General features: G+C 34.8%; 8 protein-coding genes. All 8 read left to right on the plus strand.

Annotated features, from left to right (window positions below; genetic code table 11):
* The first annotated feature begins 228 nt into the window (after positions 1–228).
* The 8 genes from FC97_RS03325 (at position 229) to FC97_RS03360 (ending at position 13,573) form a co-directional block, all read left to right on the plus strand.
* Positions 229–9,270, plus strand: a complete 9,042-nt coding sequence (locus tag FC97_RS03325) for a beta strand repeat-containing protein (protein ID WP_056967797.1) — start codon at positions 229–231, stop codon at positions 9,268–9,270.
* A 303-nt stretch (positions 9,271–9,573) separates the two neighbouring features.
* Positions 9,574–9,798 carry a type II toxin-antitoxin system RelE/ParE family toxin gene (locus tag FC97_RS13200; RefSeq protein WP_338025148.1) on the plus strand — a complete coding sequence of 75 codons (225 nt, stop codon included), beginning with the start codon at positions 9,574–9,576 and terminating at the stop codon, positions 9,796–9,798.
* 31 nt (positions 9,799–9,829) lie between these two features.
* Positions 9,830–10,120, plus strand: coding sequence for a helix-turn-helix domain-containing protein (locus tag FC97_RS03335; protein ID WP_054643922.1), 291 nt, complete (start codon positions 9,830–9,832; stop codon positions 10,118–10,120).
* A gap of 137 nt (positions 10,121–10,257) precedes the next feature.
* Positions 10,258–11,127, plus strand: coding sequence for an aldo/keto reductase (locus tag FC97_RS03340; RefSeq protein ID WP_054643923.1), 870 nt, complete (start codon positions 10,258–10,260; stop codon positions 11,125–11,127).
* 204 nt (positions 11,128–11,331) lie between these two features.
* Complete coding sequence (locus tag FC97_RS03345; RefSeq protein WP_054643924.1) at positions 11,332–11,700, plus strand: type II toxin-antitoxin system RelE/ParE family toxin; 369 nt, start codon at positions 11,332–11,334, stop codon at positions 11,698–11,700.
* Positions 11,701–11,703: 3 nt separating this feature from the next.
* Positions 11,704–11,982, plus strand: coding sequence for a helix-turn-helix domain-containing protein (locus tag FC97_RS03350; protein WP_054643925.1), 279 nt, complete (start codon positions 11,704–11,706; stop codon positions 11,980–11,982).
* A 151-nt stretch (positions 11,983–12,133) separates the two neighbouring features.
* Positions 12,134–12,466, plus strand: coding sequence for a winged helix-turn-helix transcriptional regulator (locus tag FC97_RS03355; RefSeq protein ID WP_054643952.1), 333 nt, complete (start codon positions 12,134–12,136; stop codon positions 12,464–12,466).
* 162 nt (positions 12,467–12,628) lie between these two features.
* A complete protein-coding gene (locus FC97_RS03360) occupies positions 12,629–13,573 on the plus strand; it encodes an NADP-dependent oxidoreductase (RefSeq protein WP_054643926.1) in 945 nt (314 codons plus the stop codon).
* Positions 13,574–13,648 lie beyond the last annotated feature (75 nt).

Here is a 13,648-nt window from a genome sequence, read left to right on the forward strand (position 1 = left end):
TGTTTATATTTCAATCGATAATAAAGAAAAATCATTAAAAAATAAAATGATTTCAAAAAAATGGTGTATTCAAACTCCTATTAAGTCAAAATCTCGTTTGTCTTATAAAATCAAATTATTTGGGATATATAAGTTTATCGAAATATTGGTTATTTTTTTTTTGATAGTGATAAAATTTAAGTTATTAAGCTAATTAATTGCTCGTCGAAAATCGGAGGGGATTTTGTGATGAAAAAAAGAAATATTAAATATATAGGTAGCGCCGTTGCAGTCGCACTGCTTGCCGCCGGTTCTCCAATCATTATTAATCAAATAGCTCCATCAACTGTTGTTGAAGCAGCAGGACAAGCTATTACTAATCCAGATTTAACGCCAACACAAATGTTGACGGCATTTAGGAACCAATTCGATGATAGATATGTTGCCAGTACAGATAGTTTGACAGCAGCTTTACAAAATATAGTAAAAACGGATCAAATGAGTACAGACTTTTTTTACTTCAGTCCTAATAAACTTCAACATATTTATGATATTCAAAATAATGCCGGTATAAATGGATTAAAGGATCAAGATCCAAGTAAAATACAAGTGCCTTATTATTTTGGAACATCTCCTAGATGGCAAGATACGGATTATTATTATCGCGATATTATGGGCTATTTTTCAATTAGAGGTGCTGGTAAAGACGAAGACGAACAGCTCAGTACCCTTCAGGATATCTTAGATTTGGCGGACAGGATTACAAAAGGAACAGTTAAATTACCTATAATCGTCGGAGTTCACTTACGTCAAGGTAGTGAGGGTAATTATGCAACACCTTCTTTGCAAGGTGTACCTGATAACTTAAAAGATTTCTACTTCAAAATAGATACAAGTAGACTGGATATAACTAAAGATACTAAGCCAACATCAGTATCTACTGGGACATCTACTTCAGACTCTCCATTACAAAGTGGTAATAATTCACTTCTTGTAACTGACAATTATTCTAATAAATATAGTGATTCCGAAGATATGGCTAGAACACCTATTTACGGGAAAAGTCTCTTTACATCATCTGATGCGGCCTTAAAGTATGCTAAAAGCGATACTTTTGATCCAACCGATTCTACACAGAGTAATGCAGGTGATACTGTAAATTCAACAGGAAAAATTATAAAGGGTGGTACGACTTATTATCAAACTGTCTCTTATAAATTGGATAATGGTAAAGATAAGGCTATTGAAAATGTGATAAGCAGTGCCATTGATCCCTTAACACAGTCTGTACTTAGACCATATGAAACGTATATTAACGGCAGCAGTACTCAGGGAGTAGATGGGACAGATTATGCGTTCAATAGGTCTCTTAAATCTGGGACAACAGATCAATATATTGGAATGATAACAGTTGTTCGACCAATTGTTGTTGCTGGTAAGGCTATTTTTAATTTTACTAGTCCAAAAGTAACTGTAAATTCCTCCGCCTCTTTAGCTGATAATTCAAAGTTATCAGATACCTCTGGAGATAAATTGATAGATGAATATGGAAATGAAGTTGCGACAAGTAAGATAGAACCTGGTGAAACTTATTATACTGATGCTGCTGCAACAAATGTGGCCAATGATGCAGTTGTCGATGGGAAATTTGTCAAAGCGGAAACCTACTATCGTAAAATAACTTTTACTCTAAGTGGGGATACAAGCAATCTCAGTTTCTCAAGTGACAAGGTTGCTAGTACCAAAAATACTGTTACATTTAGTCAGCCAGTTATAGTTCAAAATAGTGTTTCGGCTAATATAAATAGTGTGAACTCAACAGTTGGAAGTCCGGTATCAGATGACGTTTCAGACGATACATTAAGTAATGCTGCCTTAATTGATTCTTCTCGAGGTAATAATGGAGTCAGTTTTGGAACTAAATATTATAAAGATAACGGAGATAGCGCTTACGACAGTTTGATTCTAGACAATAAAGCTACTGCTGAAACCGATGTCGTTGATGCTAGCAACAATTTTGCTAAAACTGGTGCTTATTTACGTACGATTACCTTCTATTTGACTAAAGGGGCAATAGCTAATAATAGTTTCGATGCGGTTGATCCTAATGTCAGAGTTAATAAAGAAGAGAGTACTGTAACTTATGTTCAACATATTAAAATAAATGCAGTCGGAATTAAGCCTAAAATTGAAAATCTAAATGTTCCAATGGGGACTCAAACCTCCGATATAAAATTAGCCGTAGCCGATAATACTAAGGATACTTTAGTGGATGGTGATACATCACTTCTTGATACAAATAAAGGTGTTAATGGTATAGGGTTGGGAACAATTTATTATGATGACCCACAATTGAATACAGAAGATGCTGATATTCAAAGGACTGGTCGATTAGAGAATTCAACGACGTACTATCGAACAATTAAATTCTATTTGACTGATGATGCTTATAATAAGTATTCATTCCCAGGTTCATATGGTGAACCCAATGCAACTGAAAAATCAGTAACTTATGTTCAATCTGTTACAGTCAATCAAGCAGGAACAGCAACCTTTGCTAACAAAGTTTTAACTGTTGCGGCCGGAACTACACCAAGTGGTACAGATATAGATGGAACAAAGTTAACTGATACGTCAAGCTATACTCTGGACGATGATGATACTAAAGCATCAATTATTACTAAAAATAGTGTAATCATTGGTGATTACTATGGATCTGAAACTGATGCAAAGGATAGAACAAATCCTTTAGAGATTACTTTCTTTGAACCAAATAAGACATATTATCGTCTGATTGCAATTAAAGTTAATTCCGGTGATGGCTATGCTTATACATATCCAGGGGCTGACTCAGTTGATAAAGATAACGATATAGTTATCTTTATTCAAGCTATCAAGGTTAACAAAGACTCTGCAACTGTAAATGTCGGAACTATTAATACTACATCAGGATCAATGACATCAACCTTAGATAATGATTTCACGGGTGATTCTGTTGAAAATAGTACTGGTTCAATTGTTACAGATAATGGTATAAGTTTTGGTTCAACTTATTATGATAAGTCAACAGAGGCTTTGTCTGGGGATACCTCAAAGAAAACAGCAAGAGTTACAAGTGATGGTGAAATAACCGGTAGTGGTAATTTGTACCGTACGATCACTTTTAATTTGAAGGCAGGAGCAGGATCTGAAAATATCTTTACTCCAGGTACTTTGAATACTGATTATGTGATCAATGGTGACAAAATTACTTATGTTCAAACTATTAATGTTTCACCAGTAGCTGCAACAGCAACTATTAATCCGGTTAATGGAATTCAAGCTGGCACTAAGACTAGTGATTCTCAAAACTTTGAAAATAGTGATATTACAGCTAACGGAACTTCGATTGTTGATGGAGACGGTCGAGTTGCGTATGGAACAACTTACTATGATAGTATTGATGATTTTAAAAATAATAAGCCTTCTAATGATATAGGAAGCGATAATACATTTACTGCAGTTCATCCTTATTACAGAGAAGTAACTATTCATTTAACAACTAATTCAGCTAGTGCTTATGAGTTTAGTGGTGATAACTTCGTTAGTGTTGATAAGGCAAACAATACAGTTACGTATTTACAAGAGGTTAAAGTTCAAACTGAACCAACACAAGCTAATATTGCTGATTTGCATACCTTAACAGGTATACCAATTGGTGATACTAAGTTAAATGATACGACCGGATATACTGTCACTGATAGTACGGGTTCGATTGTTGCTGATGGTGATAATAGTATTCAATTTGGAACAGATTATTTTGCTAAAGTACAGGATGTTATGGATGGTAATTCTCCAATTACTGATACGGTCTTTTCAGATGGCAGTTTCATTAAAAACGGTCCTGTTTATCGGACAGTTACTATTAACTTAAAGTCTGGAGCTATTGACAGGGATGCCTTTGGAGAAGAAATCAATGGAGTAACACCTAGAGTAAACGGTTCTACTAGTGTTACCTATGTTCAAAAGATTGATGTCGAACAAAATGCTGCAACTGCCAAAATTATTAGTTCAACAGTTAATGCCAGTACGTCAGTCAATGATGTACCAGAATCAAATGGTAATACGTTAACTGATAAAACTGGACATACAGTTATTGCTGCTAATGGAATTCAATTTGATAACAGTGGTAAATTCTATGATGGTTTGGAAGACTATAAGAATGGCAAAGTAAGTTCTGACATTGTCGATGGTAAATTTAGTGTAGCTAAGACGTATTATCGTGCAATCACTTTTGCTTTAACACCCAGTGCCGCTAAAGCTGATGAATTCTTAGGTAATGATCTAGCGGGAACTAATACTACTACCAATACGGTTACATATTTACAACCAGTTATTGTTGTAAATAATATTGCTACGGCTAATATTAAGGGCATTACAACAACTACAGCAACCCCTTCAAATGATGATAGTTTGAAGACGGCCAATGGTAGTGACATTGTAAGTAAATATAATTCACAAAACTTTGGTTCAATTGTTGCTGATGGTGGAATTAGTTATGGTACATCGTATTATGATTCTGAGGATGATTGGTATAGTGACACTCCTTCTCAAAGTGTAAAGGATAATAAGTTTCTTAAGAGTCGTGATTACTATCGTACAATCACTTTCAAATTGACACCTAACGCTCTATTGGCTAATGATTTAAGTACAGTACCTAAGTTTAAACAAAATTCAGATGGATCTGTTTCCTACGCTCAGCTAGTTCATGTTGATAGTTCAACCGTAACTCCGACAGTCGTTGATGCAATGGCAGACGCTGAATCTAGTGTGAAAACTGAACAAGATAGTGAAAAGAATAATATTAAAGATTCAGATGGTAAGACATTAGTAAGTCATGTTGATTATGGAAATACCTACTACGTTGACGGTTCAGATCCTACTAAAGTATTAAATGGAACTGCTACGGTTGATCCGGAAGTTGTTCAAAATGGTGATTATGTAAAGGCTGGAACATATTACCGAACATTGACCTTTACTTTGAACGGTGATGCTTTGGATGCCAATACTTTGGCAGAAACACCTGAACATCAGCTTTCAAAAGACGGTAAGACTGTAACTTATGTGCAAAAGGTAATTATTAATTCAATAAATGCTAAGGTCACTGTATCTCCGGTAAATGCTAAAGTTGGTGATGTCCTTGATACCACAACAAATAACGATACATTGAATCTTGCTAACGATAAACAGACACAGATAAATGCCGATGTCAGTTTAGGTTCCCTTTATAAATCATCGAATGGTGCTTTAAATAGTATTAGTGGTAATGAAGCTACTGATGCAATTAGTGGCGGCAAATTTATTAAGGCAGGTACATATTATCGTTTAGTAACCTTTAAACCAACCGCTGGTACATTGGGTGGATACAAGTTTAATGACAGTAATGTACATGTAAATATTGCTGACGGGACAGTTACCTATGTTCAAACCATTACAGTCGGTGCAAATCAAGTTGAACCAGTAACAGATAAAAGTGCCACTGTTACAGTCGGTTCAAGCGTTAAAGCTGAGCAAAATGGTGAACAGAATAAAGTTCAAGGTAATAATGGTAATTCAATAGTAAACAGTGTAACTTTTGGTAATTACTACTCAACTACTAATAATAATGAGGCTGATGTTTTAAATGGTTCAGCTAAGAATATTGCTACTGGCGTAACTAGTGGTGATACTTATGCCAAAACAGGTGCATACTATCGTACAGTAACTTTTAATTTGAAAGATAACGTATTAGATAGTAGTAGTTTTGATAAAAATATATTTAAAGTTGACGAAGCAGCTAATACAGCAACCTTCGTTCAAACAATTACAATTAATAAGATTAATGCCAAGGTAACAGTCAATGTTGCTAACGCCAAAATCGGTGATTCAATTAATAATCTCCCTAGTGCTGACGGTTATACTTTAAATACTGATGACGCAAATAGTGCAGTTATTCCTGCAAATGCGAAGGCAGATACAAAGGTTTATAAAGATCAAGATTTAACCAAACTGGTTACTGGTGATAAGTTTGATGAAGCTGGAACTTACTATCGTGCCATTACCTTCACTCCAACAGCTAATCCAGCTGATTACTATAATGTTAAGGACGCTACTGTAAACTCTGACGGAACGATTACATATGTCCAAGCAATTACAGTTGGTGCAGGTCAAGTTGAACCAGTAACAGATAAAAGTGTCACTGTTACAGTCGGTTCAAGTGTTAAAGATGAACAAAATGGTGAACAAAATTATGTTCAAGATAGTAATGATAACTCAATAGTAAACAGTGTAACCTTTGGCAATTACTACTCAACCGATGACAACAATGAGTCTGATGTTTTAAATGGCTCGGCTAAGAATATTGCTACTGGTGTAACTAGCGGTGATACTTATGCCAAAACAGGTACATACTATCGTACAGTAACGTTTAATTTAAAAGACAATGCATTAAAGAATAATAGTTTTGATAAAAATGTATTTAAAGTTGACGAAGCAGCTAATACAGCAACCTTCGTTCAAACAATTACAATTAATAAGATTAATGCCAAGGTAACAGTCAATGTTGCTAACGCCAAAATCGGTGATTCAATTAATAATCTCCCTAGTGCTGACGGTTATACTTTAAATACTGATGACGCAAATAGTGCAGTTATTCCTGCAAATGCGAAGGCAGATACAAAGGTTTATAAAGATCAAGATTTAACCAAACTGGTTACTGGTGATAAGTTTGATGAAGCTGGAACTTACTATCGTGCCATTACCTTCACTCCAACAGCTAATCCAGCTGATTATTATAATGTTAAGGATGCTACTGTAAACTCTGACGGAACGATTACATATGTCCAAGCAATTAATGTAACAGCTCCGGGGGTGACTGCGGCAACAGTTAAAGTCGATACAGTAACTTCAACAGTTGGTAGTGCAGTATCAACATTACCAGCAACTAACAAGAACTACACCTTGACTGCTGATGGTAAGAACATCGCAGCTGAAGCAAGTGCAGGTACAACTGTATATAAGAGTTACAGTGCTGGACAACTTAGTGATCCTGTAACAAGCTTTGATACAGCTGGAACATATTACCGTGTTATTACATTCAAAGTTGTCAACGATAGTGATCAATATACGTTCACTGATCCAAATGTTATTTCTAATAAAGATGGAATAATTACTTATATTCAGGCAATTAATGTAACAGCTCCAGAAGTAACAGCGGCAACAGTTAAGGTTGATAAAGTAACTTCCACAGTTGGTAACTTGGTATCAACATTACCAGCAACTAATGAGAAATATACTCTAAAGACTGCTGATGGAAAGACTATCAAAGCTGAGGTAAGTGCGGGAATAACTGTATATAAGAATTACGATGCCGGAAAGCTTAGTGATCCTATAACAAGTTTTGACACAGCTGGAACATACTATCGTGTTATTACATTCAAGGCTGCTGACGCTGATAAATATTCGTTTACTGACCGAAATGTTATCTCCAATAAAGATGGAGTAATCACTTATATTCAACCAATTTCAGTCGGACAAGAAAGTGGAGTTAAGGTAAGTCAAGCTGTTACTGATACTAAGAATGTTAAGGTTGATGTTGACGGTGAGGATTCAAGCTTGAGTTCTAAGGCTGGTTATTCATTAACTGATGCTGACGGAAATAGTTTGATTGATGCTCCAACTGCGGTTGCAGGCATTAGCTTTAGTCCTGAATACTATATTATGAAAGATAATACCTTAAAACCGGCTGATTCTAGCGATGCCCATGGCTATACAATCGCCAAAAAGGGTACTTATTACCGTAGGGTTATCTTCAAGGTTTCAGCTAATACAATTGCTAACTATGACTTTAGCGCCATTAAGGGAGAAATTAATAAGACTGATAGTACGGTTAGTTTCCTTCAAAAAATTGATGCTTCAACTAATCCTGCTACGGCAACTATCGACAGTCCAAGTGTTAGTTACAATACTTCATCTGATGCAGCTAGTTTGAAAGATCCAACTGGAGTAACTTTGCAAGATGGCAAAGGAAATGCTATTAATTCTGGCAATCCAGTCTTTAGTGGTATTTTCAGTACCAAGCAAAATGCTCAGAATGCTACATCTGATGATGGTAATGTTACTGGTGATTTGAAAGAAGGATCTTACTATCAAAGAGTTACTTTCCCATTAGCTGAAAATGATAATAATGCTTATGACTTTGGTGACGGAATAGTTTCTCAAGATGGTAAGTCAGTAACTTATATCCGTGAAATTACTGTTAAACCAAGTACAAGTACTGGTGGTGGATCAAATACCGGTGGTAACACAGGTAACAACACTGGCAGCAATACCGGAAATAACAATAATAGTACTGGTACAGGTGATGAAGATGACTGGACCTACTACTATGACAATTATGGTGTGGTCACAACTAAGACTGATCAAGATTCATATCAATTGAATAACCATGCTAACGAAGCGATTGAGAATCGTGAATTAGGTAAGGACACTTCATGGAAAACTGATCAATATCGTACAAATCGTGAGGGAGTTAAACAATATCGCGTTGCAACAAACGAATGGATTGATTCTAACGATGTATACTTTGTCGGAAATGAAGATGACTGGACCTATTACTATGACAATTATGGCGTAGTCACAACTAAGACTGGTCAAGATTCATATCAATTGAATAATCGTGCTAACGAAATGATTAAGAACCGTGAATTAGATAAGAATACTTCATGGAAAACTGATCAATATCGTACAAATCGTGCAGGGGTTAAACAATATTGTGTTGCGACAAACGAATGGATTGATTCTCGCGATGTATACTTAATTGATAATGAAGATGACTGGACATATTACAAAGATCCTGGTGTTGTTAGAACGGTTATTGGACAAGCCTATTATTCATTGAAAAATCGTGCTAATGAAACAGTGAATAAGCGTGCTTTAATTGAACAATCTTCATGGTTAACAGATCAATACCGTACAAATCGTGCAGGGGTTAAACAATATCGTGTTGCGACAAATGAGTGGATCGACTCACGCGACGTAACCTTTATTAAAAATATTAAAGGTATCGTCAATGTCAATGAAGCTAGTTCTTATTACAAGCTTTACAATATCGATCGTGAAGTTATAAAGAATCGTGCGCTTCAAAAGGACACTTCATGGCTAGCCGATAAAGAGGCTATTGATCCAGCCGGAAATGTTTATTATCGAGTAGCAACAAATGAATGGGTAAAAAAAGTTGAAGGTGTTTATTTAGACACTAATGCTTGGTATTAAGTAGAAATAGAATGAATGATTTTAAATATAAAAAGGAAGGCCGAGAGGCCTTCTTTTTTTTCGTAATTTAGAAGTAGTGCTGAATTAGTAATACATCAAAGTAGATTTATGATAGCAGTCATGCATATCATAAATATGCCATTCAAATATGTAGGAAAATATTATGAAAAAAGTGGAGGTTTTGAATTTGATTTCATTAATTGGAAGGAGTTTAAAAAATATCTTGATCAGATGCCGGATCAAGAAGCTGTAAAGATTTTGAACCTGTTGGAAAAGATATAAGAACACGGCATTGAAGTATCCATGAAAATGAACTGGACAAAGAAATTAAAATCTACAGATGGTCTTTATGAAATAAGATCATCTTGGCATAATAATATTCAAAGAATTATTTATTTTAAAATTGAAACAAAATATGTTTATTTAATAACACACGGATTTACAAAGAAAAGTCAAAAAACTCCTTTGGTTGAAATAAAGAAAGCTAAGAAACGTAGGAGTGAATACTTAAAAAATCATGATATTTAGTATTCACTCCTTTTGAAAGACGGTGTAAGTTATGGGTAAATTGGAAGATTATATAAAAGATAGAAGTGAAAAGAATCCACAATTTTCTAAATTGTATAAAGAAGAATTAAGGAGACTTGATGTGGCCCTGGCAGTTAAGAATCTGAGAACTACTTTGGGAATGTCTCAGCGAGAGTTTGCAAAGTATATTGGTAAACCACAATCAACAATAGGACGAATTGAAACGAGAAAAGTTAATGTAAGTTTGGATGTATTAAATGAAATTGCTATAGCCACTGGCACTAAATTGGAAATCAAATATGTTACTAAATCTAAAGTATGATTGCATACAAAGGTAAAAATTATAGTATGTGTATAACGCATACTACTATGCCATTTTAGTAATTTTTTTATTCTGGATCTGGTTTTATACTAATGTCATTGATTAAGAAATGAACAATTAAAGAGAGGTTCAATCATATGACAGACATTACAAACTTTAAATTAAACGATGGTACAGAAATTCCATCATTCGGATTCGGTACTTTCCAAATTCCCGCTGACGGTTCAACTTATAAAGCAGTTAGTGATGCTTTGAAATTAGGTTATCGTCACATTGATACAGCGGTAGCTTACTTTAACGAACAAGAAGTTGGCAAAGCTATCAAAGATAGTGGTATTTCTCGTGATCAAATCTGGGTTACTTCAAAATTATGGCTTCAAGATTTTGCTTATGAAGATGCTAAAAAAGCTATTGATACATCACTTCAAAAATTAGGTTTGGACTATATGGATCTTTACTTGATTCACCAACCATACGGCAAAGTTGATGAAGCTTGGAAGGCGATGGAAGAAGCTAAGGCTGCCGGTAAGATTCGTTCAATTGGTGTTTCAAATATGACACCTAAGATCTGGAACAAGTGGGTACCAAACTTTGCTACAATGCCAAGTGTTAATCAAATTGAATACAATCCTTATTTTCAACAAAAAGAATTGCGTAAGATTATGGCTGATGCTCATGTAACACTTGAAGCTTGGGCTCCACTAGGTCAAGGAAGTAAAGATTTGTTTGCCGAACCATTGTTGAATGATTTAGCTAAGAAATATGGCAAGGACGTCGGTCAAATTATCCTTCGTTTTGAACATCAGGAAGGTGTGATCGTCTTTCCTAAATCAGTTCATGAAGCACGTATTAAATCAAACAAGGAAATCTTTGATTTTGCTCTAACATCAGATGAAATGGATGCCATCCGTGCTTTGGATCGTAATGGTAAAGGAATGCACAATCCTGATGATGACGGCGTTGAAGAAATGCTTTTGAACGCTTTTGATGTTCATGCTAACGATTAATTAAATGATAAATAAAATATTTTATATAAAAATGATTACTCAATTCATGATTTCAGTCATGCTATGAATAATTATTTTTTTGTTATTACATTTAGGTACCATTTTTATAAAAAAAGCTGAATCGTAGTTTTTCTATTGAGTAAGAAAATATGTTATAATTTTTGATAGCAAAATAGTTATCAAAAAAAGAAAGAGAGCAGAGTTGTGGCATATGAAGTGATCTTTTATGAGGATGAGAATGGTGTCAGTGAAGTAAATGAATTTCTTCAACATTTGGACAACAGCAATCAAAAAAGTGATAAAGCTTTATTAAAGAAAATTATTCATCAAGTAAATATGCTAGAACTCTTAGGAAATAAATTAAATGAACCACAGGCAAAATTTTTAAAGGGATATAAGTACCCACTAATGGAATTACGACCAATTCCAGAGCGATTTTTTTATGCTAGTTGGCAAGGTAATAAATTTATACTATTACATCATTATACTAAGAAACAAAATAAGACAGATATCAAGGAAGTCCAGAAGGCTTTGGATAAATTAGATGATTGGTACGAACGGAAAGGGAGATAGAATATGACCACATGGAGAAATTTTAAAGAGAACATCACATCTATTCCTAAAAGTGAATTAACAATAATTGATACCTTAAGTTACTTACAAGCTGAAAGAATTAATCAGGGATTAACCCAACGTGATCTGGCGAAACGTATTGGTATGAAACAACCCCAATTAGCAAAAATTGAACGAATGGAATCAACACCGTCTTTGGCGACATTAAATCGGTATGCACAGGGTCTAGGATTAGAAATTCGTATGCAAATAGTTCCAAAAACTAATTTAATGGAACATTAATCTAACAAAGGGTCCTTGGAGGTAAAATTCCAAGGGCCTTTTGTTAAGGTTAGGATACTTGTTGTTTTCCATGATAAGTGTATATAATATTTTCGATGTTACCAAAGAAAATAAAGGTACTATCAAAATAGATAGTATTGGAGAGACATTTATGAAAAAGACAGATGAAGAAGTATTTATAGATTGCCCGGTGGCTGGAGTTCAGAAGATTGTTCGTGGTAAATGGAATATGGTTATTATGTATTTCTTGCATCAACAGACACTTCGTTTTGGTGAGCTTAGTCGAAAGCTACCAACAGTTACACAAGCACAGCTAACAAAAGAATTACGAATGCTTGAAAGTTACGGATTAATTAATCGAAAAGTTTATCCGCAAGTACCACCAAAAGTAGAATATTCAGTGACTGAAATGGGAGAACAATTTATGCCCGTTTTGAAAGCTTTAGAAAAATTTGCGGATACGTATGAAACAGAAAAAGTATAGAAATCAAATTCTCGAAATATTTCGGGAATTTTTTTTTGCTCAAAATATATTGATATGATTCAAATCAATCTAAAAAGATAGTATCTATCAAAAAAATCGGTACTTTTAAATTTTAAGGTACCAAGTCATAATGAACTCACGTTAAAGAAAGCGAGTGATTTTATGAAAAAAGTAATGCTAAATAATTATGGAAATGTAGATGTTATGAATATGGTTGAGGTTGATCTTCCTAAACCTGCGGCTAATCAAATAGTTGTTGAGACAGCTTCAATTGGAGTTAATGATCCAGATGTTGTTCTTCGTGCCAATGGTCCATTCCCAACTATGCCTAAGGATATAAAACCTGTACTACCTCATTCTTTAGGACAAGATTTCTCAGGAGTAGTGACGGAGATTGGCGATAAGGTAACCCGTTTTGCAGTTGGTGACCATGTAGTTGGGATGTCTTATATGAATACTTATTCCGAATATATTTTGCTAGATGATTCGGGGGTTGTCGCAACTGTTCCAAAGAATTTAGATTTAGTTCCACTAGGTGGTTTTTACTTAGGAGTAGCTACAGCTTATGCGGCTACAATTCGTGATGGTCAGACAAAAGCAGGACAAAAGGTTTTGATCCATGGTGCAGCGGGTGGAGTTGGTTCTAAGGCGGTTCAACTTGCCAAGAGTGCTGGAGCATATGTTATTGCCACTGGATCGGCCCAACAAATTGCCTATATGAAGCAATTAGGTGCTGATGAAACGATTGATTATCAAACACAAGACTTTACCAAGTTAGTCTCTGATGTAGATTTGGTTGTTAATCTGACAGGACCTAAGACATTGGCAGATAGTTATCAGGTTGTCAAAAAAGGTGGTCGCATAACTTCAGTTAATGCTGTGATTGATGAAGAGGAAGCAAAACGTCGTGGGATTACTGGTACTTATTCTATGGGATTTATGACTATTAAAGAATTGGAAGAAGTTATTGATCTTTATACTCAGGGAAAACTCGATGTACATGTAGATAAGACTTATCAATTTGATTTACCAGATATCAAGCAAGCTCATTTAGATTTCGAAGCAGGTGGAAATACTGGTAAAAAGGTCATTATTTTTGGGAATTAGTGGGATATGAAATGAATATCTTTGTTACAACGTTGAAAGCAATTAAGTTAGATAATGATTCGGAAAAATTCAAAC

Origin of the sequence: Companilactobacillus kimchii DSM 13961 = JCM 10707, from assembly GCF_001435445.1 — a bacterium.
Lineage (GTDB): Bacteria > Bacillota > Bacilli > Lactobacillales > Lactobacillaceae > Companilactobacillus > Companilactobacillus kimchii.

Coding starts and splice junctions, on each gene's coding strand:
- FC97_RS03325 (WP_056967797.1), top strand. CDS start 229: ATGAAAAAAAGAAATATTAAATATATAGGTAGCGCCGTTGCAGTCGCA.
- FC97_RS03350 (WP_054643925.1), top strand. CDS start 11,704: ATGACCACATGGAGAAATTTTAAAGAGAACATCACATCTATTCCTAAA.
- FC97_RS03360 (WP_054643926.1), top strand. CDS start 12,629: ATGAAAAAAGTAATGCTAAATAATTATGGAAATGTAGATGTTATGAAT.
- FC97_RS03340 (WP_054643923.1), top strand. CDS start 10,258: ATGACAGACATTACAAACTTTAAATTAAACGATGGTACAGAAATTCCA.
- FC97_RS13200 (WP_338025148.1), top strand. CDS start 9,574: ATGAAAATGAACTGGACAAAGAAATTAAAATCTACAGATGGTCTTTAT.
- FC97_RS03355 (WP_054643952.1), top strand. CDS start 12,134: ATGAAAAAGACAGATGAAGAAGTATTTATAGATTGCCCGGTGGCTGGA.
- FC97_RS03335 (WP_054643922.1), top strand. CDS start 9,830: ATGGGTAAATTGGAAGATTATATAAAAGATAGAAGTGAAAAGAATCCA.